The following is a 24488-nucleotide window of genomic DNA, read 5'->3' as shown; positions in this document are numbered from 1 at the left end:
GAGTAGATGGCCCATGAGCAATTTGCCCACGACCAGCGTGGATTCGCGCGAGCCGGAAAGCCGCGCCGTGATGTCCGCCGGACAGATGCCAAAGGTTGCGCGCGTGCCGCGCGCGCGCCACCGCTTCCTTCTGCCGCTGATCGCGGCCGCGCTGCTGGGCACGACAGTCCTGCCCTCGATGTCCCGCGCCCAGGGCGACACCTCCTCGACGTCCACGCCGACACCGCCGAAGAAGGCGAGCACCGCCAAGAAGCCGGAGCCGAAAAAGGCCGACGCGAAGAAGCCTGATTCGAAGAAGGCGGACGCCAGGAAGTCCGACCCGAAGAAGATCGCCGCCAAGCCGGCCGCCAAGCCTGCGTCCGCCAAGCCTGCGCCCGCCGCCCAAGCCCTTGCCGTTCCCGCCGCTGCCGCGAGCGCGCCGGCCTTCGCGGCGCCCTCGTTCGGCGGCGCGGCGCCGGCGGATCTGCAGCGCGCGATCTCGCTGGTCGAGCAGGGCAATTCGGCCGATGCTCTGTCCCTTGCCGACAGCATGCGCGATCCCGGTGCGCAGGCGCTGGTGCGCTGGCTCGCGCTGCGCGTCACGGCGCGCGATGTCGGCTATGACCGCGCGGTCGCCATCCTGCAGGCGCATCCGACGCTGCCGACCCCGGTCGTGCTGCGCCGGCGCCTCGAATACCTGCTCTATGCCGAGAACAAGGATCCCCAGACGATCCTGGCCTTCTTCGCCGAGCAGTCGCCGCTTTCCGGCGAAGGCAAGATCGCCCTCGCCCGCGCCCTGTTCGCCGCCGGCGACCAGAAGGCCGGGGCGGCGTGGCTGCGCGACGCCTGGCACGAGGACGCTCTGTCCTCCGACACCGAATCGACCGTGATGGTCGAGTTCGGCGGCCTCCTGACGCGCGCGGACCACAAGTACCGCGCCGACAAGATGATCTATGGTGAGGATGCCGATCGGGGCCTGCGGGCCGCGCAGCGCGCCGGCGACGACGTCACGGCGCTGGCCCGTGCGCGCATCGCGCTGTTCGCCAAGAATGGCGATCCGGCGAAGCTGCTGGCCGCCGTGCCAGGCTCGCTGCGCTCCGACCCGGCCTATCTCTACGCGCTCGCCAAGCTGCAGCGGCGCAACGGCGACTATGCCGCTGCCGCTCGCACGCTGGCCTCAGGCCCCAAGGATCCCGTCGCGCTGGTCGATCCGGACGAATGGTGGGTGGAGCGCCGCCTCACCGCCCGTGGCCTGCTGGATTCCGGCGACGCCCGCGCCGCCTACAAGGTTGTGCGCGAGTCGGCCGTACCGGAGAACGAGCACAAGCGCGCCGACCAGCAGTTCACCGCGGGCTGGATCGCGCTGCGCTTTCTCAACGATCCGAAGACGGCGCTCCAGCATTTCAGCAAGGTCGCGGAAAAGCAGGTACACCCCGCCACCATCTCGCGCGGCTATTACTGGCAGGGCCGCGCCTGGGAGGCGCTGGGCTCCACATCCAATGCCCGCCAGCAATATGAGCAGGCGTCCCATTACAGCACCGCCTATTATGGCCAGCTGGCCGCCGCGCGCCTCAGCACCCCCACGGTGAAGGTGCACGCCGCGCCGGCCGCCAACGCCGCCCAGCGCGCCGCCTTCGCCCGCGACGAGGGCGTGATGATCTACAAGCTGCTGCAGAAGCTCGACAAGTCGAGCCTGCAGCTGGCTCTGGCCTATGATCTCGCCGAACGCCTGCCGGATGCCGCGCAACTCGGCATGCTGGCCGAAGTCGCGCGGGCCGACGGCGATGCCCGCACCATGACCACCATCGGCAAGATCGCGCTCAGCCGCGGCTTCCTGCTGGAGGCGGAAGCCTACCCGACCATCGGCATTCCCAGCTATCGGCCGATCGCGCCGGATGTCGACAGGGCGTTGGTCTTCGCAATCGCGCGGCAGGAGAGCATGTTCAATCCCGCCGCCCGCTCAAGCGCCGGCGCCACGGGACTGATGCAGGTGATGCCGGCCACCGGGCGGTCCATCGCGAACCGCGCGGGGGTGGCGTTCAACCCCGCCCAGCTCGGCAATCCCACGGTCAACGTGCAGTTCGGCGCGGCGGAGCTGCGCAGCCTGCTCGACAATTACCACAACAACTACATCCTGACCTTTGCCGGCTACAATGCCGGGCGCGGCAACGTCTCCAAATGGATCGCCGCTTATGGCGACCCGCGCGACCCGGCCGTCGACCCGATCGACTGGGTGGAGCGCATTCCCTTCTCGGAGACCCGCAACTATGTGCAGCGGGTGATGGAGAACGCGCAGATCTACAAGGCGCGCTTCGGTAGCCGCACCACGTTGCAGATCGAGGCGGATTTGCGCGGCTCGCGGCTGTAATCGTCCCTACCCTGCCGGAATCCGCACCGCGACGCCGGCAGGGTGAATGGGATGGCGCTTCAGGAGCGGGCTTGCCGGCGCAGGGTAATCGTCCGGCGCAGCCAGCATCCGCCGATGCAGCCGATGAGATAGGCGCCCAGCAGCATCAGCGCGGTCTCGATGGCGAATTCCATCACGGCTTCACCTCATCGGTTTCCGGCGAAGATGGCCGGCGTGATGGCGTGCAGCCGCTAAGCCAGCCCGTGACGAGGCCGAGGGCCAGCGCGCCGGTGAGGTAGGGCCAGAGTTCAAGTGCCAGATAGCCCATCGCATCACCTCACGATTACTTGCAGGCCGGCCTCCGTGGCGCCCTCGGGCCGGCTCTGCGCGATGGCGGCCGGTGCCCCGGTGACGAGGCGCTCCGGCGAAATTCCAGCTTCGACGAGATAGGCGGTCACGGCACGCGCCCTCTCGGTCGCCAGCGCATCGTCGGTGCCGGGCTGACGCACGCTGATTTCCACCACCGCATCGGAGCAGCCGACGGCTGCCGCGGCGATATGGTCGAGCAGCCCGCGGCTGGCCGGCGCGATGGCGGCGCCGCCATCGAGGAAGGACACCGTGCCGCGGGCCAGCACATCGTCGATCGCCTTCTGGCAGGTGGTGTTGTCGGTGGAGGCCGGTGGGGCGACAACATCAAGCGCGAGTTCCAGCGTGAAATCGGGCGGAAGCGCACGGGTCAGGTTGGCCCGGATCTGCTCGACCGCGCCGGCATAGAGCGCGGTGCCGGAAAAGCGCAGCTTGGCGTTGTCGAAGCGCGCCTCCCCGACGGAGAGCCGCGCCAGTTCCATGAGCGTGGCCTGCGCGGCTACCGCGAAGCCGGCCGGCGCGCCCTGCGCCACCGCCGACACATCGTTGACCGGCACGCCGAGCAGATCCGCCTTGGCGGCGGCCACCAGCTTCTCGTGCTCCTCGGGCGTGGGGTAGAAGCCGGATACGGTCAGCCCGTCGGCATCGAGGCGCAGGCCGAACACATAGGGCGAGACGACGGGCGGGCGCACGTCGCGCTCCAGCACGAAGCCGCCGGGCGGGGGCACGGTGGAGGCGGCCTGCACGGTGGTATAGGCGGCCGAATCGAGCGCCTCGCCGCTCAGGGACAGCGCCGCGCCATTGCCGCGCAACGCGCCGGTGCGCAGCTTGGCCAGCTGCCCCACGCCGAACACGGTGGCATTCACCCAGGCCTCGGCCGGCGGTCCGCCCGCGGCGATGCGCATCTCGTCGCTCAGCTTCACGCCGGGAAAGCCGGCCTTGATCGCATCCAGCACGAGGCGCTTGGCATCTTCCGAGGGCGCATAGCCGGTGAGCCGCAGCCCGTTGCCCCCGCGCAGCACACCCCACACGAAGGGTGCGACGGTGGGCGGCTCGACCGCGAACCGGGTCAGCGTATAGCCCTCGGGAAGCGAGCGCCGCGCGCCGGCCAGCGTGTCATAGGCGGCGAAGTCCGGCGCCTTGCCCTCGATGGCGACGGTGGTACCCGACAGCGAGACCTTGCCATTGGGCAATCGCCCGAGCTGGGACAGCGCGAATCCCACCGCCTTGAGCCAGCCATCGGCGGGGGGCGAGCCATCTGCCAGCCGCAACTGGTCGGAAATGGCGGCGCCCGGCACCGCCGCCCGCACCAGATCGAGCAGCGCGCGGCGCGCATCGCCCAGCGGAATATAGCCCGCCAGCGTCACGCCGTCCGCCTCGCGCGTCGCCGACCAGACGAAGGGCGACACGGCGGGCGGCAGCACGGCAAAACGGGCGAGCTTGAAATCGGCCGGCAGGTCGGTGCGGACCGTCACCTCCAGCTCGTCATAGGCGGTGAAATCGGGCGCGCGCCCTTCGATGGAGAAGGAATCATCCGACAGCGTGATGCGACCGGCCGGCATCCGGGCGAGTTGCCGGATGCCGAACACCACCATGCCGATGAAATCGCCCGCCGGCACGCCGCGCGCGCGGACCAGTTCCTTCGCCCCGGTCACGACCACGCCGGGGGTCATCTGGCTGGCGGCCTCGACGATGCGCCGGCGCGCATAGCTTGAGGGCACGTAGCCCTCCAGATGCAACTTGGAGCCGTCGCGAATCGCCGCGAAGGTGAAGGGCCGGCGCTCGGGCAGCAGGGTGGTGCGGTCGTCCACCCGCCCCACGCCGAACATCTGCGCCATCTCGGCGCGCACTTTCACCCGTGCTTCCTCGGACAGCGCCTCGCCCTCAAGGATCGCGTCGCGGCCGTCGAAACGCGCATGCGCCCAGGATTCGCCGATGCTCAGCAACAGCGCGTCGGCCCGCGCCGCGAGGGTCTGCTCGATAGGCGCGCGGGCGAAGACAATAGTGGCCGCGATCAGCATCGCGAGGAACGGCAATCCCTTCCACCAGGCCCGCCAACGACACATGAGACGCTTCCCCCGACCGCGCGACACATCGGCGGCCGTCCCCCCGGCCGCCGCGACGCGGCGCGAATTCACCATAGATCGAGGCGATCGGGAAGCGGCGTCAGCCGCGTCCGGCGCCGCATCATGCCCATTCGCCGCGCCGCATCACCGGCTCGGCCTCGCCGGAGGCCGTGATGCCGTCCACATCCACCTCACCCGATCCGATCATCCAGTCGATGTGGATAAGGCTGCTATTGGCGCCCCGCGCGGCGAGTTCCTCCGGCGAGAGCGAGGAGCCATTGATGAAGCACTTGGAATAGGACTGGCCGAGCGCGATATGGCTGGAGGCATTCTCGTCATAAAGCGTGTTGTAGAACAGCAGCCCGCTCTTCGAGATCGGCGAGGAATGCGGCACCAGCGCCACCTCGCCGAGCCGGCGCGAGCCCTCGTCGGTCTCCAGCACCTTGCCCAGCACGTCGGCGCCGGTGCGCGCATTCGCCTCGACAATGCGCCCGCCCTCGAAGCGCACCGCGATGTCCTGGATCAGCGTGCCCTGGTAGGAGAGCGGCTTGGTGCTGGCCACGAAGCCGTCCACGCGGCCCTTGTGCGGCGTGGTGAAGACTTCCTCGGTGGGGATATTGGCATTGCAGACGATGCCATTCTTCGCCGTCGAGGCGCCGCCGGCCCATTCATGCTCGTCGGCGAGCCCCACCGTCAGATCGGTGCCGGGCCCGCGGAAGCGCAGCGCGGCGTAACGCTTGGCGTTGAGCCGGGTGGTGCGGGCGTGGAGCTGGTCGTTATGCGCGGCCCAGGCCGCGACCGGATCGGGCGTATCGACGCGCGAGGCCGCGAAGATGGCGTGCCACAGCTTGGCGACAGCGATGTCCTCGGGATCCTCCGGAAACATCGCCTTGGCCCAGGCGGGCGAGGCATAGGACACGATGGTCCAGTTGATATCGAAGCCGGCGATGAGCGAGAGCGCGGGCATATAGGCCTTGGAGCGCGCGCGATTGGCACGCGAGACCTTCTCGGGGTCCTCATTGGCCAGCAGCGAGGGGTTCTCGCCCGAGATGGCGAGCCGCGCCGCGCCATTCCTGAACGCGCCGGCCATGCCCTCATAGAGCCAGCCGCTCGCCACGTCGAAGCTCTGGTCCGGCGCGTGGCGGAAGCGCGCGAGCGCGGCTTCCTCGTCGCTGAACAGCGTGGTGACGAGGCTGGCGCCGGCCTTGTAGGCATGCTCGGTGATGCGGCGCACCAGCGGCAGCGCATCGATCGAGGCGGTCATCACCAGTTCCTGGCCCGGACGCAGGCCGAGACCCACATGCACGGCGACCTGCCCCAGCCGGTCCAGCTGCTCCTCGTGCGAAAATCCGTGCGGGGATACGCTGGCGTGCTTGGGCATGGCCGTCTCCGAATGCTCGCGGCAGAACTGGGCACGCGACCGAACCGTCTCGTCCGACCGCGCGTCCGCCATAGAAGGGAGGCGGGAGGGCAGGCGTCAAGGCATGGCGATGCTCGACGCGAAAAACGGCGCGATCGCGGCGTGCCCTGAGACAAGCCGCGACCCGCCCCGCGCCGCGCCGCGCGCCGATGTCGCTCAAAGAGCGGCTTATTTGCTGATCGGCGCCTTTACCGGACGCACCGTCACCGTGCCGACCGGCGGGAACCAGGGATCGGTGAAGGTGCCGTAGCTCGGCCCCAGCGAGGGGAACCACGGACGGCCCTGCGGCAGCACGTCGGTCGCGTTATAGATGTTCGCTTCCACCGGGCCGAGATGGCGCACCTGCGGATTGAAATAGGCCGGCGGCAGGAGTTCGACCGCCTGCGCGCTTCCGGCAAAACCGGCCAGCGCACCAAACGCGGCGGCGGCGAAGAACAGACGGCGCATGCTGAACTCTCCCTGTTTCGCGCGGCACGGCCCCTTTGTGCGGCCGGCCGACGGATCGATCATAGCCTGCGATCGTGCGGCAATTTTATCATCTTGCCGGGCCGGAAGCGAGAATGCCTGTCATAGGGTCAAGTACGGGGGGAGGTGGCCCGCTCACCAGCCGATCAGCCGGTTCGCCACCACACCGGCCGCCAGTGCCAGCGCGAGGCTGACGGCCGCCGCAACCAGCACCGAGCGCCGCACCTGCCGCTGCAAGGCGCGATTCCTGATGCCGAAGGACAGGGCACGCGCCGCCTCATGGATGGCCTCGTCCGGCCCCGCCCAGACGACATGGCCGTCCGGCACGATCATGAGGTTCTCCGGCTTGCCGAAATCCTCGATCAGATGGCCATCGCCATCCCGCCCCGGGGCCGCGGCGGGAATGCGTTCGGCCAGCGGGCGCCGCTCGCTCGACCATGTGAAGACCGGCTTGCCGAGCGCCTGCGCATAGCCGATCTCGAAGGCGGTGCCGGGATCCATGTGATGGCCGCGAAACGGCGAGATGTTCGCCACAAGGCCATCGGCCTGCGCGATCATGTCGATGCAGTTGCGCCTTATGTCATCGCCCTGCCCGTCCAGCGGATAGAGCCCCTCCAGGCCGGCCTCCCGGCACAGGCGCTTCAGCCGCTCGCCCTCCGCAGCGGCATCGGGCCGGAACACGTCCGGTCCGGCCAGATAGAGGCGTGGGCGCATCGCGGCTCTCCGGTTCCGGTCCTTGCCGTGCTTAGCGCCCGCCCCTCACCCCGGCAACATCGTGCCGCGCGCGCGCAGCGCCGCATGCCAGCCGAGCGCCTCCTCGATGACGTGCGGCGTGTGCCCGGCCCGCCCGAGCGCCCGCTCGTAATAGTCGCTCAGCGCATCGCGATAGAGCGGATGCACGCAATTGGCGATGACCAGCCGCGCCCGCTCGCGCGGCGCCAGCCCGCGCAGGTCCGCCAGTCCCTGCTCGGTGATGAGGATATCGACATCATGCTCGGTATGGTCGACATGGCTCACCATCGGCACGACGCTGGAAATCGTTCCGTTCTTGGCGATCGACTTGGTGACGAACACCGAGAGATAGGCGTTGCGGGCGAAATCGCCGGAACCGCCAATGCCGTTCATCATGTGCGTGCCGCCGACATGGGTGGAATTGACGTTGCCGTAGAGGTCGAATTCCAGCGCGGTGTTGACGGCGATCACCCCCAGCCGGCGGATGACTTCCGGGTGATTGCTGATCTCCTGCGGGCGCAGCACCAGCTTCGGCTTGTAGCGCGGGAAATCGGGCAGCACGGCCTGATACTTGGCCTGCGACAGCGTGATCGAGGAGCCGGAGGCGAAATCGAGCTTGCCGGCATCGAACAGGTCGAAGGTCGAATCCTGAAGCACCTCGGAATACATGGTGAGGTTGTGGAACGGGCTGTCGATCAGCCCGTGCATCACCGCATTGGCAATGCTGCCGATGCCCGCCTGCAGCGGCTGCAGCGTGGTGGTCAGCCGGCCGAGCTTCACCTCGTGCTTGAGCAGATCGGTGAGATGGCCGGCAATGGCGCGGGTCTCCTCGTCCGGCGGCAGCACGGTGGAGGATGAATCGAGCTTCGATGTCACCACGATGGCAGCGATCTTCGAGGGCTCGATCGCGATGAAGGGCAGGCCGACGCGGTTCTCCGGCGCCACGATCGGGATGGGATGGCGCACCGGCCGCCGCGTGGGAATATAGATGTCGTGCAGCCCCTCCAGCAGCAGCGGCTGCGAGGTGTTGATCTCGACGATCACTTTTTCCGCCAGAATGGCGAAGCTCGCGGAATTGCCGACCGAGGTGGTGGGGATGATGCCGCCCTGCTCGGTGATGGCGACCGCCTCGATGACCGCGACATCGACGGGACCGAGCTGCCGGGTACGCAGCTGTTCCACGGTTTCCGACAGGTGCTGGTCGATGAACATCACCTCGCCGGCATTGATCGCCTTGCGCAGCGCCGGATCGGACTGGAACGGGATGCGCCGGGAGAGGACGTGCGCCTCGGCCAGCTGCTTGTCGAGATCATTGCCAAGCGAGGCGCCGGTGATGAGCGTGATCTTCAACGGCTCGGTCCGGGCACGCGCGGCCAGCGCCAGCGGCACCGCCTTGGCCTCGCCGGCGCGGGTGAAGCCGCTCATGCCCACCGTCATGCCGTTGCGGATATGAGACGCGGCCTCCTCGGCACTCACGATCTTTTCGAGCAGCCCGGCGTGACGGATACGTTCGCGATGCATGTTGCGGCCTGACGCTTAAGGGGGCGAAAACCCTTGGGGACGAGAGCCCCGGGAACCTTGCTCAAGGCCCGGCCCTCGCGGAGCCCGGCCCATGGAAAACGGGTGTCGCGCTCGGATAGCGCTCCGGTCGGCTCACCGCGATAGGACTTTGGTGCCGTGCGCCGCGCGCCATGCATCAGGCGCAGAACTGGGCAGGCGGAAGCGCGGCATCGAACACGCGAACGGGGCACCTCATTTTCCATCGCCAGAAAGAGCGGCGATACAAAATATATGAACGAAAATAACAAACTATAACAAAATCATATACGATATAGCAGCTACTCGATATTTATATGCAGCATCACTATCTGGAAATCTTTTTGTTGTGAGATATTCTAATTATAACTGCTTTATGTAATTTTTAGTATTTCATCATGTTTGTGATATACTTAGATATGCACTCACATCGTGATTTTCTAAAACCATTCACGTATATAATTCGTATACATACAATTTATGGTTGAGTTTTTTATCTGAATTTTAACTACATCGGTTGACATGCCGCGACGGCAACATTTAACCTATCGGCGCCTGCACAGAATTTGACTGCTTTCGAGTTTCGCGATCGATGCATCGCGTCATAATATATAAATATTGGACTTTTTGAATATAATATTCATTCTCATGGGATGAGATTTATCTGTGATTCGGAATGTATATATCGGAAGCCATTCACTTTCTGATTATTCCGAGTCCGCCGCAAATGATGTCCATATTCTGGACAGCTATAACATCATAATAGACTCTATCAGATCAGCAGCTGGCGAGGATGCTGCCGATTTCTTCGCCTTGCCGCAGGTCGTGCGGGGAAATGGCGCCTCCGCAACGTCTGTCGCGTGGTATGCGTCCAGTTCGGGCGCGATCCAGCAGTGGCGTGAACTGGACTTCCACACGCAGATCCGGGTTGCGGGCGAGGTCGGCGCCATTCTGGAACGGCTGCGCCCCCTCTTGTCCGATCCCGGCATCGGGCCCCTGCTTCAGCGCTGGCTCAACGTTACGGATATCGGCAACAATCTTCACCTGGTAGGCGGCCGCCCCGTTCTGGTGAACTGGGGTCTGCTCCCGAGCGCAACCGCGGCCTCCATGGACGCGCGCGACAGGGCTTTCGCCTCGAACCTCGGACGGTTCGCGCCCTGGCTGACCACACCTGCCTTCCATTCCCTTGAATCCGTTGAGCCGACCTCCCCCTCCCCCTCCCCCACGCCAACGGCCGCCCCGGCATCCCCTGTCGAACCGTCGCGATCCCAAAACGAGGCGGCGTCCCAGGTTCCGCCGGACGTGGGAGCGTCTTTTGCGGCCGAGGGGCACGTGGCGGCGATGACCGCTGCGCAAGCGGCGCCCGCCGGCCCCGCGCCATCGCGCGCGTGGCTGCCGGTCGCCATTGCCTGCGCGGTGGCTGCCCTGATCCTCATCCTGCTGCTCATCCCCGGAGTCCTGCTCTACCCGGACACCGAGGTGGGGCAGGGCTCGGCCGCCGGCACCGAGGCGGTGTTGCGCCAGCGCATCGAGGATCTGCAGCAGACGCTTCAGGCGCGAACCTGCCAGGGCGGCGCGGTTCCGGGATCGCCGCAGAACCTGCTGTCGCCGCGCTCGGGCGCGCTCGATCGCACGCTCTTTCCGGCAGCCGCCCCTTCAATCCTCCCGTCAAGCCCGGCCGGTGGGCGGCTGGCGATGATCGCGTCGGCCGCGCTCACGACCCGCTCGCTGACATGGTGAGGAGCGGGCGGCGTGCATAATACCCGCATCAATCGCACCGACGTCGTCTCCATTCGCCCGCTCGGGGCGGCCGTCCGCAGCGAGCATGCGCTGCTCGTCAGCCTGCTGGAGGAGCTGGGCCCGGACGCCAGCGGCCTTCTCGCCGAGCCGGTCTATAATCGCGATGGCTCGGTGATCGACTGGTATGTGCCCGGCCGTGTCGTGGCGCTCGACCTTGTTTCCGCACCGGCGGAGATTGCCGAGAGCGTCACGCAGAGCCTGGCCGAACTTGGGGCGCGCATCCATGCGCTGGCGGACCGGATCGAGCGGCAGGGGCATGCCGAAGACCGGGAGATGGCGAGGCTCCTGCGGGACTGCCTCACCGTTCCCAGTCGCAGTTGCATCTTCGTGGTGGATGGCAAGCCGGTTCTGACCGCCTGGGGCCACGTCACCGACAACGGCCAGGCGGTCAGGACCGGACTGCGGGTGCTGGAACCGCGTCGGCCGGTGGCGCCCCCAACGCCCCCGGCCGCCGCCGCCCCGCCGATGGCGCCGGCTCCCGGGCTTGCCGCCGCGCAGACCGCGGAGGCGCCACTGGCCGCCACCGCGCCGCGCTGGCCGCTCGTCGGCCTGCTGTGGCTCCTCTTCGCGGTATTGATTGCCGCGATCATGTACCTCCTGCTCAAGGCCTGCGCCTTCGGATGGCTGTTTTTCGGGTTCGGCTTCTCGAATTACTGCCCGGCCGGCCCCATCGCGACAATGGACCGCCTCAGCGGCCTCGGCGCGCAGGTCGCGGCCCTCGAACAGCAGCTCGCGCAGGCTCCCGGCGCCTGCGCCGCGGGGGCGATCGGCGGTGCCGGTGCATCGGGTGAGGCTGCGCTTCCCGACGCCGAAGCGACGCTTCAACGCGAGCGCGACGCGCGCGCCGGCCTGCAAACGGGGGATCTGGAGATAACCCTGCTGTGGGATGGCACGGCGGATCTCGACCTTTCCGCTCAATTCCTGTGCCCGTCTGGCCCGCAGGCCGTCGCGATCGACTATCGCACGATGTCGATCTGCGGGGGCGTTCTCGACCGCGACAACAATGCCAACCGGATCGATCCGGCGCCGGCCGAGCACATCACGTTTCCGAACGCTGAAACCGTGCCGTCAGGGCCCATCGACGTGGGTATCACGCTCTACAACCGCAATCGCGATACCAACCCGGACATTCCCTACAAGCTCGTCATTCGTCGGGGCTCGGATCCCCCCCGCATCATCGAAGGAGCCGTCAACGCCAGCGATACCCGCCAGCGGCGAAGCGTCGAGACGATCAGGAACTAGGAAAAACAGATGGCGCTGAAGCTGGCAATCACGCGAGACGATCTGGTCCTGGTCCCGAATACGGGCGTTCAGTTCGTCACGTACCCGTTCGATGTGAACGACCTCGACCGGTTCGACCGAAAGTTCATCGAGCGACCCCATGAGAGCGGCAAGACGACCGACGAGAGCGAGCCCCTCGACAGCTGGCGCCTGCTGCAGGGCTGGAACGACGACAACCCGAAGGAAGCGGCGGAACACCAGCCGGACGAAAGGGACAATTCCTACTCGATTTCCAATGAACGCGCCCTCGAACCCTTTCTCAACAAGTGGGTGCCGGTGCCTTATCTGCGCATCCACAAGGCGATGGCCGGCACCCGCCGGGAAAAATACGACGACGGCCCGACCAACTGGGTTCGCGTCCGTGTTGTCGAGGCCGCGCGCCGCACCGAGCCGGGGGGGCCGTCCCATATCGCCGTCTTCGCCTTCGACACGTCGGTCGACGAGGATATTCCCCTCGCCGAGAATGAAACCGCCACCCGGCCCTATGTCCCCTATACCGAGCCACGGGTGAGCGATGTCGAGAATCCGAGGACGTTCGGCTTTGTCTCGGAAATGGCCAAGCTCGACCGCTTTCTGTCCGACCTTCAGCTCGATCCGGGCACCGGCGACGAAACCGACTACCAGCGATGGGTGGTGAACTGGCTGGAAAAGCTGTTCATCGAACTGAAGGCGTTTTCGGTTGCTCCCCGCCGCCTCAAGCCCGGCGATTTCCCCCACCACCTCGAACATGCCGCCCGCTGGATCGGCCTTCTCGACCTGCTGGCGCGGGTCGTGGTGCCCGCGAAGGTGCGCTTCGCCGATACGCTGTCGGCGCGGCCGCGTTTTCAGCCGGTGAATGTCGACCTCATCCTCGATGTGGGCAACAGCCGCACCTGCGGCATCCTCATAGAGGATCTGCACAACCAGGACCGACTGGGGATCGACGGCTGCAAGACGCTGGAATTGCGGGACCTGAGCGAGCCCGAGAAGGTCTATTCCGAACCTTTCGAGAGCCATGTGGAATTTGCCCAGGCCTGGTTCGGACCGGACGACCTCTCACGCGATTCCGGACGGCAGCGCGCGTTTTTCTGGCCGAGCCTCGTGCGTGTGGGGCCGGAGGCGACCCGGCTGCGCAATCAGGGAGGTGGCAACGAGTCGCTCTGCGGCATGTCGAGCCCCAAGCGCTACCTGTGGGACGTGGCCGCGGCCAATCAGGCCTGGCGCTTCCCCGCGTCGGACTATGTGGACGGCACCATGCCGCCGATCGGGCTGAAGATCCGCCAATATCTGAACAGCAATGGCGATGTGCTCACGCAGGTGCGCAAGGAGAGCAAGCTCTTCCAGACCCTGCACCCCACGCAGTCGGTCGGTGGCCTCACCAAATGGAGCGCCCAGCTCACCTGCTCGCGGTCGTCGGTCTACACGTTCATGCTCGCGGAGGTCATCTGGCAGGCTTTCGTGATGATCAACAACCCGGAGATGCGGGCCAAGCGGAGCCAGAGCGAGGTGCCCCGCCGCCTCAACCGGATCATCATCACGCTGCCCACGGCGGTGCCGACCCGCGAACAGCGCATCATGCGCGCGCGGGCCCAGAGCGCGGTCAATCTGCTGTGGGACGTGATGGGCTGGACCGCGAACCAGCCGCGCGGCACCACTCCGCCGGTCGTTCAGGTCTCCTGGGATGAAGCCTCCTGCGTGCAGCTCGTCTGGCTTTACGGCGAGGTGGTCAAGAAATTCGGTGGCAATATCGACGGTTACTTCAGCCTGAAGGGAAAGCCGCGCCTTCCCTTCACGGCGGACGGGCCGCCCCGGCCCGATGCCCGGCCGGCGAACTCGCTCCGTGTCGCCAGCATCGACGTGGGGGGCGGCACGACCGACCTCATGATCACCACCTATTTTCACCATGACAACATGGCGATCGATCCGGTCCAGACGTTCCGCGAGAGCTTTCGCATTGCGGGCGACGACGTCACGCTGACGGTGATCGAGCGGGCGGTCATTCCCGCCTTCACGGCCTATCTGACCAGCCGGGGGGTGCGCCAGGCGCGGGAGATCCTGCGGCACCTGTTCGGGGGTAACTGGGCCAATATCACCGTGCAGGAAACCAGCCTGCGGCGCCAGTTCGTGCTGCAGGTATTCCTGCCGGTCGCGCTGAAGCTGATGGCGGCGTACGAGGCCGCGCCACCGCATGAATACCGGACGGTCACGGTCAAGACGCTGGGCGAACTGGTGCCGGAGGTGCAGGCCGTCCCGGCCGAGATACGCGCCTATCTGACGCAAGCCTTCGCGCAGCACGGATTGCAGGACCTCGCGCTGGAGGACATTCCGATCGCGCTGGACTTCAACGCCCTCCGTCTGGCGGTCCAGGAAACGCTGCGCAACGTGCTCGACAACCTTGCCGAGGCCATCCACCATTTCGACTGCGACATGGTGCTGATGTCCGGCCGCCCCAGCAAGCTTCCGGCCGTGATGGAGATGGTGGTCGATCGTCTGCCGGTGACGCCGGATCGCATTCTGGCGATGCACGAGTATCGGCCCGGTACCTGGTATCCCTTCAAGGCCGGCGACGGCATGCGGATCGGCGACCCCAAGACCGCCACCGTTGTCGGGGGCATGCTCTGCGCGCTCTCCGAGCGGCAGCTACCCAACTTCATGGTCTATACCAAGAATCTGCAGATGAGGACGACGGCCAAGTACATTGGTTATCTCGAGGGAAACAACAAGCTCAAGGACGAAAGCGTCCTGTTTGCCGAGACGGATGAAACCGTTCGAAGCCGGACGCGGACAAATCCGACCCTGAGATATTACTCGGAAATGGCGCTGGGCTTTCGGCAGCTTCCCTTCGAGCGCTGGATCGCCTCGCCTCTCTATCGGCTGCACGAGGACAAGCGAGGCAAGGAGCTCTCGAAGCCCGTCCTTGTCACGCTCGCGCGTGCCGAATTCGTCGATGAAGACAATCCGGACCAGCTTCTGGAGCGCGAGAGCGCCAAGGAGGAACTGCGCATCGAGGAGGCTTCCGACAACCAGCAGGCCAATGTCGCCAGCGCCATGTTCCTGACGCTGCGGACGATGGATTCAGCCGGCAGCTATTGGCTCGATTCCGGCGTGGTCACCGTTTGATGGAACCCGGCAGCAGGCATGCACACCCTCGGCAAGGAAGCGAACCGGCATGACTGACATCCGCGAAGCCGTGGCACAGGCCGCCAACGACACGGTTGGACAGATCCGCGCCGCGCTTGCCTGGCTCGACACGCCGAAGAATGCCGACCGCGTCGGCGACCCGCGCGGCGTGCTCGGCCGAGATCTGGCGCGCGGCCTGGTATCGGCACGACGCCTCGCCGAAGCCGCCCGACGGCCGATGGCGGTCGCGGTCTTCGGACCGAGCCAGGCGGGCAAATCGCATCTGGTTTCCGTGCTGGCCCGCAAGGAGGACACGCTCCATGCCCTGTTCGATGGCGAGCCGGAGCCGGTCAGCTATATCAAGCGGATCAATCCCGACACCGGCCGCGAGACGACGGGGCTGGTGACACGCTTCACGATCCACCGCCGGCCGACACCCGCGGGCTATCCGGTCGATCTCCAGCTCCTCAGCCATGCCGATATCATCAAGATCCTCGGCAATGCCTATTTCTTCGACGGCAATCCCGCCCGCTACGAGACGTGGCCGGAACGCGAGGAAATCGTCGCTCATATCGCGCCGTTCCGGGGCGGAGACGGCGTGCCCCGCATCGCCAATGGCCTCGATCCCGAAGACGTCTGGGAGATGGAGGAATATTTCGCCCGCTACCTCCCGGAATCGGAACTGACGCGGCGATTGAAGACCTCGGACTTCTGGTCGGTGGCCGCCAGCGCGGCGCCCTCACTGCAGATCGAGCGGCTGGGAACGCTTTTCTCCATCCTGTGGGGGCGGCACCAGGTACTGACGGACATGTATGTGAAACTGGTGGACGCGCTTCGCCAGCTCGGCTTCGCCTCGCAAGCCTTCGCCCCCTTCGCGGCCGTGGATGTGGCGAAGCCGGGCGTCGAGTCCATCATCGACATTGAATCGCTGAAAAAGCTGGCGCTGCCGACCCACGAGACCATCACCCTGCGCACGTCCGGCGGCGGCGAGGTGCCGCTCGCGCGCACGATCGTCACCGCGCTGACGGCCGAACTGCGCATCTGCGTGAAGGACAAGCCCTGGGACTTTTTCGAACATACCGACATCCTGGACTTCCCGGGCTATCGCAGCCGCGGCCTGAACCGGGAGAACGTGGACGATCCGGGCGAGGCGGGGGCGACCGGCCTCGCGAGGGCCCTGCGGGACCACCCCGCAGAAACGGTTTTCCAGCTCATCCGCCGCGGCAAGGTGGAATACCTGTTCCAGCGCTATGTCGCGGACCAGGAAATCACCGCGATGCTTCTGTGCATCAAGGATGGTCCGCAGGAGGTCGTCCAGTTGCCCGATGTCGTGGCCCGATGGATCGCGGCCACGCATGGCGCGACAACGCTCGAACGCCAGGGCAAGCCGGTGCTGCTCTATTTCGTGCTCACGAAGTTCGACCTGCATTTCGAGGAAAAGCCATCGGACGAGGCGCTGGGCCTCGCCGCGCGCTTCACCGGGCGGCTCGATGCGAGCCTGGTCAATCCCTATGGCTCGACATCCGAGACCTGGGTGAGGAACTGGACGGCAGGCCGTCCGTTCAAGAACGCCTTCCTGATGCGCAACCCCTCGCTCTCGAACCGGGCGATCTTCGAACTCGATGGTTCGCGCGAAGTGGATATCCTGCCCGGCCGGAAAGACTGGGTGGCGCGGCTCAAGGCGGCGTTCGTCTCGGTTCCGGCGGCACAGGACCACTTTGCCGATCCGGCGCGCGCCTTCGAGGAAATGATCCGGCTCAATGATGGCGGGGCGAGCTACATCGCCAGCGAGCTGGCCGGCGTGTGCAACCCGCAGATGAAGTCGGCGCAGGTTCGCGACCGCCTGCTGGCGCTCCGGGCGCGCGTGAGCGACATGCTGCAGCGCTATCACGTCTCCACCGATGTCGGAGAGCGGATTGCCGAGCGGCTGGCGGTTGCCGACCGTGTGCTCGACGATCTCTACCGGTGCGACAATGTCGGGCGAATGGGTTCGCTGATCCGGGGATTGATGATCGATCCCGGCGCGCTCTCCGACAGCGTCTACCGGGTCGATCTCTCGCCGGCGAAAGCCGCCTCCCCCGCTTCGCTCCCTGCTCCGGTGATCGTGCCGGCCGGGAGGGTGCGGCCCGGCCAGACCGCGGCGCCCGCCCCGGCCGCGACAGCCTCCCCCGGCGAGCGTCCGAAAGGCGGCGCCCTGGGCTCGGTGGCGGAGCGGCAGGCCCATGCCGCTCTCGAAGCGTGGATTCTCTCCATGTCCGATATCGCCGGCACGCCGGCCTTCACCGAGGAAATGTCCGTGGGGCCGGACAACATGCGGGAAATCGCAACCGAGCTGGCCGCGGCGGCGCGGCGGCTGGGCCTGTCGGAGCAGATCGCCGCGAAGATCGAGATGGAGGCCTTCGCGGCCGACCGTCGTGATCTGCAACTGGAGAAGGCGACGGTCATCTCGGCGGCGATCATCAATGCCTTCGTCGCCGATCTCGGCCTGAGGAAACGGCCCGAGGAGGAGCGCCGGCTGGTCCCCCTCGACAGTTCCTCCTCCGCCCTGCGCGCGATCTTCGCCGAGCGGCCCACCGCCTATGACGCCGCCGGCATCGCCGCCACGCCCGAGCCATTCCGGACCACCGCCACGGATGACTGGCTCTACGCCCTCTACAAGACCGTGCAGGACAACGCGGCGTCGGAAGGGGGCCTGTCGGTCGATCCGGTTGAGAACGGGCGGCTTGGATCCATCATCGCCGGGCTCTCGGGGCCGATCTAGGGATGCAGATGAGCCATGGCTGACGCGGTAACAAAAGCGGACGAACACGGGCCGGGCTATGCGTGGCTGACGGTTCCCTTCGCGGCCGGCTCCGATGTCCGGATCGAGCTGACGCGGAAGGACCGCAGCAGCAAGACGATCCTGGCGCCGGGCGGCTGGCAGGACCAGCCGGCCGGGCTTCCGGTCGCGGAGGTGAAGCCGGCTCGCGACGGGCAATCCGCCCGCCTGCTGCTGGGGCCCGCCATCTGCAACGCCGTCCCGACCGATCTGGATGTCGAAATCACGGTCTCGCACCCCTCCGCACCGGGCGGGCGGTGGATATCCGATGTGTTCTTCTGGCCGAGCATTCGCCGAACGCGCGAGGCCGGTGGCGGCCCGGTCATCGCGCGGCAGGTCGCGCGGGACGTCCCGCGGAATGTTGCCCCGGCCACGCCTGCAGCGGGAGCGGACAAGCCGCAGGAGTCCGGGGCGCCGATCGACGCCGGCGCCGGCAACGGTGTGGGGGCCGATATGTCGGCCACGGCCGGGCGCGTTCCCGGCATCGATGCCGCGCCGGCCGGCCCTTCCCCGCGGCCAGGGTGGATCTGGCTGGGCGTGTTGCCTGTGGTCCTGCTGCTGGCGGCCGGGACGGGCTACGCTTTCCACGCCGGTCTCCTGTGCGATCGGCTGGGCGTTTACTGCTCCCAGCCCCCGGAGGTTCCCGTCGCGCCGGCGGATGCGCCGGCCACGCCGCCGGAAACGGCCGCCGCCCCCCCTGCCCCGTCGCCCGCGACCGACCTGGCCGATGGCGGCCCGGAACGCTGGGCCGATGCCATCACCAATCCGCAGACGCCGCTCGATCAGCTCATGGAACTGGGCCGGGTGCTCAGGGGGCCGGGGCGGGACGAGGCCAGTGCCAATCAGGGCTTCGAGGCCATTTATGCCGCCGCGTTCAGGGGGCATCCGCCGGCGCTGCTCTGGATGGGTGAGGCCAACGATACCAGTCTCGCCGCCGATCCCGCGGGCCTCGGGCCGCAGCGCAATCCTCTCATGGCGGTGGATTATTACCGTAAGGCCGAGCAGGCCGGCGTGGCCGAGGCGGCGGCAAAGCGTGCCCAGCTCTGCGAATGGCTGAAGGAGCGTCGTTTCTCGGGGGACCCGCGCGCGCAGCAGGCGTGGGCGCATGGCTGTGAAGGATGACATGATGCGTTATCGACCGCTCCCACCCCGCCGTCCCCCCGCTACCGCTACTGCCCACGCTACTGCCCACGCTATTGCCCACGCCCTTGTCCGCATCGCGCTCTGCGGTTTCCTGGCCATGGTCGGGGGCCTGATCGCCGGCAGCCCGGCCCGCGCGGACACGGCTCTTCTCGTCGAGAACACGCGCACGCTCTACCAGCGCGTGATCACCAAACCTCAGGCCCGGATCCTGGCGGAACCGCGTACGGGCGCGGCGATCGTGACACCGGAGGTGCCGGCCTTCTCCATCCTCTATGTCTATGAACGCCGGGACGGTTATGTCGCCGTCGGGGTGAATGTCACCGGCAACCGGCGCGGCTGGATCGCCGCGGACAGGCTGGTCGACTGGAAGCAGTCGATCGTGGTCGCGTTCAATAACCGGGTTGATGCCGGGCGGCAGAGGCAGCTGTTCTTCCGGGAACGCGGCCCTCTCGCCGCCATTCTCGAGCGGGAGAACTTCGCCACCGAGATGGCGGGGCTTCGTGTCGCCGCGGCCGCGGGCCGCGCCGCGACGTCGAACGTCGTGTCGATCGAGCCGGAAACGGTCGTCGATATCGACCGGAACTTCTATCTGTTTCCCATTCTCTCGCATCAGGCTGCCTGGCTGCCTCTCGGGCAGGAGGGCAACCTGCTGGAGGTGGCGTCGATCACCGCCAGCCAGCAGCCGCCCGAACGAAGCGACTTCAAGGCGGGAGTGGTGTTCGTGGTCGACACCACGCGCTCCATGCAGCCCTACATCGATCGCACGAAGCAGGCGATCCGACAGATTCAGGGCGCGCTCACCCATTCGGCGGTCGGGGCGAATGTGCGCTTCGGGCTGGTCGGTTTCCGGCAGAACATATCGGCCAACCGGGCGCTGGAATACCACGTCAACTCGTTCCTGCGGCTCGACCAGCAGGCCGATGCCACGCGGTTCCTCGGCGCCATCGAGCGCGTGTCGGCGGCGCGGGTCTCCACCCAGGGATTTGACGAGGACAGCATTGGCGGCGTCAACGAGGCCACCGAAAATGCGGACTGGGACGGCTTCAACGCCCGCTTCGTGATCCTGATCACCGATGCCGGCCCGCGGGCGCCCGCCCTGGGCGGCAATCTCGCCGGCCCGATGGGTGTGGACCAGATCGCCGGAAAGATGGAGCAGAAGGGCATTCGCCTGATCACGCTCCACCTGAAGACACCCGACGGTCGGCCGGACCACGACTACGCCGCCGACAGCTATCGGCGGATGACGCAGCGCGCCGGGCAATCCTCCTATATCGCCGTCGGCGATGGCAGCGTGGTCGACTTCTCCTCCCAGATCGACGGCATAGCCCGGCAGCTGGTGGAGAACGTGAGGGCGGTGCAGGCCGGCCGGGACGTTCAGCCGGTGGACCAGACCCAGGGGGCCCAGCTCATGGCCCGCGCCGGGCGGGCCATGCAGCTCGAATATCTCGGCGCCGCCGCCGGCACCCAGGCGCCCGACTTCTTCAGGGCGTGGACGGCGGACAAGGCGCTGGAGGACCCGCGCATCGTGGCGCTCGATGTGCGCATCATGCTCACCCGCAACCAGCTCTCGACGCTGGCGGAAACGCTGCGCCCCATCGTGGAAACCGGCGAGGCCCCCGGTTCGCAATCCGATCCGCTCGACTATTTCCGCCGCGTGCAGGAACTGGCGGCGCGCGCCAGCAATGACAGCCGCCAGATCGCCGACAACACCCCGCTTGGCGCGGTGCTCGGCGAGTATCTCAGCAACCTGCCCTATCGGAGCCCCGTCCTGCTGATGACCGGGCAGGACTGGGTGACGCTCAATCGCGTTCAACAGCGCGACATCCTTCACACGCTGAAGTCCAAGCTGAGATTCTACCAGGAGGTCCATGCCAGTCCGGACCGCTGGGTCCGGCTCGATCCCGAAGCGAGCGAGGGCGAGATGGTCACGCTTCTGCCGCTCATCCAGATGCCGTGAGCGCGAACATGGCAGAACTCATCGGTCGCCAGATCCAGCGGATACTGAAAGACGGGCAGCGGCGGTTCCGGCTGGATATTCCCGCCTTTGAGCTTCGCCCGGGCGACCGGAAGGTGATCTTCGGGCGCACAGGCTCCGGCAAGACGACCGCGATGGACATTCTGGCACTGGCCTGCCATCCCGACACGGCGGCGCGCTTCGAGCTTCGCATGGGTGGGCGCAGTACCGACCTCGCCCGCGGCAGGCGCGACCACGCCCCTCTCAGGGCCAAGCTGTTCGGCTATGTCCTGCAGTCCAGTCCCCTATTTCCGTTCCTCACCTTCGAAGAGAATGCCAGCCTCGGGCAGCGGCTCGCGGGCCGGCGTGACAGCGGCGTCATCGCCGATCTCTGCCAGCGCCTCGGGCTGGATGCCGCGCCACGCACGCGGGTGTCCGATCTGTCCATCGGCCAACGCCAGCGCCTTGCCGTGGTCCGGGCCATCGCCCATCGGCCTTCCTTCATCCTCTGCGACGAGCCGACCGCCTCGCTGGACCCCGATACGGCGCGCATCCTCCTGCGGACCGTGCTCGACGTGGCGGACGAACTCGGCGCTGCGCTTCTCATCATCTCGCATGACCGGGACCTCACGCGCGGCCACGACTTCGAATATTTCGAGGTGGTCGAATGGCAGCCGGGCCATGCGATGCTTCGTCCGCAGGAGCGGGACGCGGCATGACGGGGCTGTTCCTGGGCTATTGCATGCTGTCGCGGCGGCCCGGTGCGGTCCTGCTCGCGGTCTTTGCCATTTCGGCCTGCATCCTGCCGACCCTGATCGTCTGGGGCATCAAGACAGGCTATATCGAGGCACTGGTCGACCAGCTCCGCCTCGATCCGGCCAATGTGGAGATCCGGCTGCGCGGGGACCGCGCGCTCACCGCGGATGACTTCGACGCCATCCGCTCTTTAGCCGGCATCGGTTATGTCGAGCCCACCACGCGGGGATTGTCGCTGCGCGTCTTCGTCAGTCGGGCCGATGGCAGCCGGCGAACCGAGGGCTCCCTGCTGCCGTCCACCCCCGGCGATCCGCTGCTGGAGAGGTTTGCGCCGCCGGCCGAGGGCGAGGTGCTGATCAGCGCGGATCTCGCAACCCAGCTCGGCGTGGCGCCGGGCGACCGGATCGAGATCGCCACCCGCCGCGATGGGGTGGATCCCCTCATGCGCATCCCGCTGGTCGTCGGGCCGGTGGTCCCGCGCGCACGACTGGCCGGCCAGCGACTTCTCGTCGCGCCGGACCTGATCGTCGCGGTGGAGAATTTCGTGGAGGGCTATGGGGTTCCGCGTTTCCGGATCGCAGGACGCGACCCGTCCGAACAGGAGCGCGCTTTCGCGAGTGCGCGGATCTACGCCCGAGACCTCGAATCGGTCGAGGCCGTCACCGAGCAGCTCAATGCGCTCGGCCACCGGGCCGAGGCCAATGTCGCGATGGTCTCGTTCGCGCTGCGGCTCAACCGCGCGGCCGATCTGCTCACCCTGCTGCTCGGAACCGTGCTGACGGTCGGCTCCTGCATAAGCCTCTGGGGCGCGCTGAGTCTTGGATTCCTGCCGCTGCAGCGACATATCGCGCTACTGCGGCTGATGGGCGGCACGAAAGGCGACGTCGCCAGCATGGTTTTCGGCCAGGCCGTCGGCATCGGATGCGCCGCCATCGTGTTCTCGGGCGCCGGGTTCATCGCGGTCGCCGCGCTCATCAATCCGCTGCTGGGCCATGTCGCGATCGGGTCCTCGGTCGTGTTCCTTTCCGAACGGCAGCTCGCCGCCGCCGCCGCGGCGACGGCCGGCGCGGTGCTGCTGGTCGCCGGCGTCTTCACGATCCGCTACTGGACCCTCGCTCCAACGGGAGCCCTGCGCGATGCGCTTTGATCGATGCCGCAAGGCAATGGCCCTGTGTCTGGCCTTGAGCCCCTGGATCGCCTTGCCCGCAGACTCGGCCGAAACCGGGTGGCGCAAGGAGGTGTTCAATCCTCAACCCCAGCCGGACGACATTTTTCTTCCCCTGCCCTGCGGGGGAAGCATGGCGCTGCGCAGGGTCGTCACCAATCAGGGGATCAACCGATCCGACACAGGCGCGCCGCTGCTGGATCGGGAATTCAGCATGGGACGTGTCGGCCGCGACGCGCTGCGCGGATTCATGGAGAACCGCCGCGAGGAATACATCGCAGGACCGATCGGCACCGCGAGCGAGAACTACTACCTGATCGGAAAATACGAGGTCAGCACCGCCCAGTACGAGGCGGTGATGGCCAAGAGCGAGGCGGAATGCCCGCGCATGGCGCCCGCGCAGGCGCTGCCGAAGACCGATATCAGCTGGTATGACGCGATCGATTTCAGCCGCCGGCTAAACGCCTGGCTCTACGCAGGACCGAACGGCCTTGCCGCGCTCGTGGCGCTTGGCATCACGGACGGGTATGTCCGGCTGCCCAGCGAGACCGAATGGGAATTCGCGGCACGCGGAGGCCTCGCCGTCTCGGATGCCGAGCGCGCGAACGAGCGTTTTCCCATGGAGGAAGGGCTCGACAACTATGCCTGGCACAACGCGCCGCAATCCGCCCAGGGACGCGTGAAGCCGATCGGCACGCGCAAGCTCAACCCGCTCGGGCTGGCCGATGTCTATGGCAACGCCGCCGAGATCGTCCTCGATCCGTTCCGCATGACCCGCGCCGACCGACTTCACGGCCGGATCGGCGGCTATGTGGTTCGCGGCGGCTCCTTCCTCGACGATGCGGGCAAGCTGAACTCCGCGGTGCGTGAGGAACTGCCGTTCTTCTCGCAGGTCACCCAGGGCGAATTCCATGTGCGCACCACCGGGCTGCGCATCGTGGTCGGCACCGCCGCCTTGTCCGCCGATCTTGACGTCGGCCGGCTGGAGGCCGCGGTCGCTGCGGTGCAGAGCCAGCCGTCCAACACGCTGGCGCCCGATGCCGCCGCGCGGCTGGGCAGGCTCGCCCAGCAGACCGAGAATGCCGGGCTCAAACGGCAGCTCGACGCCCTTCGAATGGAACTCGCCGCCGAGTTTGCACGACGCAACGACATCGAGGATCGGCAGATCCGGGGGGCCATCCTCAATGCCGGCTTGATGGCACGCGAACTCCAGCTCGCCTCCCGCGCGCTGGAGAACATCGCCAGCCTGCTGCAGGACGCCAATTATGACGGGCGCGAACTGGATCAGCGCAGCTTCGACGCGGAAAAGGCGAATTTCGACATGTTCCGCCGCCGCTACACCGACGCGATCCAATCGCTGGCCACGATTGCCGCGGCCCGCGTGCCGCCGGCGGCCGAGAGGGTGACGGCCGAACTCCAGGCCAGGGACAGCGAGCAACTGGCGCCCTTCGTTCGGATGGTCCAGCGGCAGGTGCGCGCCTATGCGCGCGGCGAGGTCACGGAGACACGGGACGTCATCAGCGGGGTTATCGGCCGTGACAAGCCGTGGAACTGACGCAAC

General features: G+C 67.0%; 16 protein-coding genes. 10 read left to right on the top strand and 6 right to left on the bottom strand.

Going from position 1 to position 24488, the window contains the following annotated elements:
- The first annotated feature begins 13 nt into the window (after positions 1 to 13).
- On the top strand, positions 14 to 2347 hold the full coding sequence (locus QOZ99_RS08210; protein WP_306889479.1) for a lytic transglycosylase domain-containing protein: 2334 nt from the start codon (positions 14 to 16) through the stop codon (positions 2345 to 2347).
- A 172-nt stretch (positions 2348 to 2519) separates the two neighbouring features.
- On the opposite strand, the gene QOZ99_RS08205 is transcribed toward QOZ99_RS08210, so the two are convergent.
- The 6 genes from QOZ99_RS08205 to scpC form a co-directional block, all read right to left on the bottom strand.
- On the bottom strand, positions 2520 to 2654 hold the full coding sequence (locus tag QOZ99_RS08205) for a hypothetical protein (protein WP_306889478.1): 135 nt from the start codon (positions 2652 to 2654) through the stop codon (positions 2520 to 2522).
- A gap of 4 nt (positions 2655 to 2658) precedes the next feature.
- Positions 2659 to 4758, bottom strand: a complete 2100-nt coding sequence (locus tag QOZ99_RS08200) for an OmpA family protein (RefSeq protein ID WP_306889477.1) — start codon at positions 4756 to 4758, stop codon at positions 2659 to 2661.
- A gap of 121 nt (positions 4759 to 4879) precedes the next feature.
- A complete protein-coding gene (locus QOZ99_RS08195; protein WP_306889476.1) occupies positions 4880 to 6139 on the bottom strand; it encodes an aminopeptidase in 1260 nt (419 codons plus the stop codon).
- Between the two features lie 207 nt (positions 6140 to 6346).
- Complete coding sequence (locus tag QOZ99_RS08190) at positions 6347 to 6625, bottom strand: hypothetical protein (protein ID WP_306889475.1); 279 nt, start codon at positions 6623 to 6625, stop codon at positions 6347 to 6349.
- 153 nt (positions 6626 to 6778) lie between these two features.
- Positions 6779 to 7357, bottom strand: a complete 579-nt coding sequence (locus QOZ99_RS08185; protein WP_306889474.1) for a nucleoside 2-deoxyribosyltransferase — start codon at positions 7355 to 7357, stop codon at positions 6779 to 6781.
- A gap of 45 nt (positions 7358 to 7402) precedes the next feature.
- Positions 7403 to 8896, bottom strand: a complete 1494-nt coding sequence (scpC, locus tag QOZ99_RS08180; protein ID WP_306889473.1) for a succinyl-CoA:acetate CoA-transferase ScpC — start codon at positions 8894 to 8896, stop codon at positions 7403 to 7405.
- A gap of 681 nt (positions 8897 to 9577) precedes the next feature.
- Here scpC and QOZ99_RS08175 point away from each other — a divergent pair.
- The 9 genes from QOZ99_RS08175 (at position 9578) to QOZ99_RS08135 (ending at position 24482) form a co-directional block, all read left to right on the top strand.
- Positions 9578 to 10651: a hypothetical protein gene (locus QOZ99_RS08175; RefSeq protein WP_306889472.1), complete on the top strand. Its 1074-nt coding sequence runs from the start codon at positions 9578 to 9580 to the stop codon at positions 10649 to 10651.
- A 12-nt stretch (positions 10652 to 10663) separates the two neighbouring features.
- Complete coding sequence (locus QOZ99_RS08170; protein WP_306889471.1) at positions 10664 to 11953, top strand: hypothetical protein; 1290 nt, start codon at positions 10664 to 10666, stop codon at positions 11951 to 11953.
- Positions 11954 to 11962: 9 nt separating this feature from the next.
- Entirely contained in the window at positions 11963 to 15091 is a 3129-nt protein-coding gene (locus QOZ99_RS08165) for a virulence factor SrfB (RefSeq protein WP_306889470.1), read from the top strand.
- 49 nt (positions 15092 to 15140) lie between these two features.
- Positions 15141 to 17852 carry a virulence factor SrfC family protein gene (locus QOZ99_RS08160; RefSeq protein ID WP_306889469.1) on the top strand — a complete coding sequence of 904 codons (2712 nt, stop codon included), beginning with the start codon at positions 15141 to 15143 and terminating at the stop codon, positions 17850 to 17852.
- A 15-nt stretch (positions 17853 to 17867) separates the two neighbouring features.
- Positions 17868 to 19031, top strand: a complete 1164-nt coding sequence (locus tag QOZ99_RS08155; RefSeq protein WP_306889468.1) for a hypothetical protein — start codon at positions 17868 to 17870, stop codon at positions 19029 to 19031.
- 118 nt (positions 19032 to 19149) lie between these two features.
- Positions 19150 to 21009, top strand: a complete 1860-nt coding sequence (locus tag QOZ99_RS08150; RefSeq protein ID WP_306889467.1) for a vWA domain-containing protein — start codon at positions 19150 to 19152, stop codon at positions 21007 to 21009.
- 8 nt (positions 21010 to 21017) lie between these two features.
- Positions 21018 to 21725: an ATP-binding cassette domain-containing protein gene (locus tag QOZ99_RS08145; protein ID WP_306889466.1), complete on the top strand. Its 708-nt coding sequence runs from the start codon at positions 21018 to 21020 to the stop codon at positions 21723 to 21725.
- Positions 21722 to 22909 carry an ABC transporter permease family protein gene (locus tag QOZ99_RS08140; RefSeq protein WP_306889465.1) on the top strand — a complete coding sequence of 396 codons (1188 nt, stop codon included), beginning with the start codon at positions 21722 to 21724 and terminating at the stop codon, positions 22907 to 22909. Before QOZ99_RS08145 ends, QOZ99_RS08140 begins: the two co-directional genes overlap by 4 nt.
- A gap of 232 nt (positions 22910 to 23141) precedes the next feature.
- The gene (locus tag QOZ99_RS08135) at positions 23142 to 24482 is read left to right on the top strand and encodes a formylglycine-generating enzyme family protein (RefSeq protein ID WP_306889464.1); all 1341 of its coding nucleotides are present in this window, start codon (positions 23142 to 23144) and stop codon (positions 24480 to 24482) included.
- The last annotated feature ends 6 nt before the right edge of the window (positions 24483 to 24488 follow it).

It is taken from the genome of Ancylobacter amanitiformis, from assembly GCF_030814815.1.
Classification (GTDB): domain Bacteria; phylum Pseudomonadota; class Alphaproteobacteria; order Rhizobiales; family Xanthobacteraceae; genus Ancylobacter; species Ancylobacter amanitiformis.
Note: the sequence above shows the minus strand (reverse complement) of the source record. Positions and strands in the feature narration are given on the sequence as shown.

Coding starts and splice junctions, on each gene's coding strand:
- QOZ99_RS08210 (WP_306889479.1), top strand. CDS start 14: ATGAGCAATTTGCCCACGACCAGCGTGGATTCGCGCGAGCCGGAAAGC.
- QOZ99_RS08205 (WP_306889478.1), bottom strand. CDS start 2,654: ATGGGCTATCTGGCACTTGAACTCTGGCCCTACCTCACCGGCGCGCTG.
- QOZ99_RS08200 (WP_306889477.1), bottom strand. CDS start 4,758: ATGTGTCGTTGGCGGGCCTGGTGGAAGGGATTGCCGTTCCTCGCGATG.
- QOZ99_RS08195 (WP_306889476.1), bottom strand. CDS start 6,139: ATGCCCAAGCACGCCAGCGTATCCCCGCACGGATTTTCGCACGAGGAG.
- QOZ99_RS08190 (WP_306889475.1), bottom strand. CDS start 6,625: ATGCGCCGTCTGTTCTTCGCCGCCGCCGCGTTTGGTGCGCTGGCCGGT.
- QOZ99_RS08185 (WP_306889474.1), bottom strand. CDS start 7,357: ATGCGCCCACGCCTCTATCTGGCCGGACCGGACGTGTTCCGGCCCGAT.
- scpC (WP_306889473.1), bottom strand. CDS start 8,896: ATGCATCGCGAACGTATCCGTCACGCCGGGCTGCTCGAAAAGATCGTG.
- QOZ99_RS08165 (WP_306889470.1), top strand. CDS start 11,963: ATGGCGCTGAAGCTGGCAATCACGCGAGACGATCTGGTCCTGGTCCCG.
- QOZ99_RS08160 (WP_306889469.1), top strand. CDS start 15,141: ATGACTGACATCCGCGAAGCCGTGGCACAGGCCGCCAACGACACGGTT.
- QOZ99_RS08155 (WP_306889468.1), top strand. CDS start 17,868: ATGGCTGACGCGGTAACAAAAGCGGACGAACACGGGCCGGGCTATGCG.
- QOZ99_RS08150 (WP_306889467.1), top strand. CDS start 19,150: ATGGTCGGGGGCCTGATCGCCGGCAGCCCGGCCCGCGCGGACACGGCT.
- QOZ99_RS08145 (WP_306889466.1), top strand. CDS start 21,018: ATGGCAGAACTCATCGGTCGCCAGATCCAGCGGATACTGAAAGACGGG.
- QOZ99_RS08140 (WP_306889465.1), top strand. CDS start 21,722: ATGACGGGGCTGTTCCTGGGCTATTGCATGCTGTCGCGGCGGCCCGGT.
- QOZ99_RS08135 (WP_306889464.1), top strand. CDS start 23,142: ATGGGACGTGTCGGCCGCGACGCGCTGCGCGGATTCATGGAGAACCGC.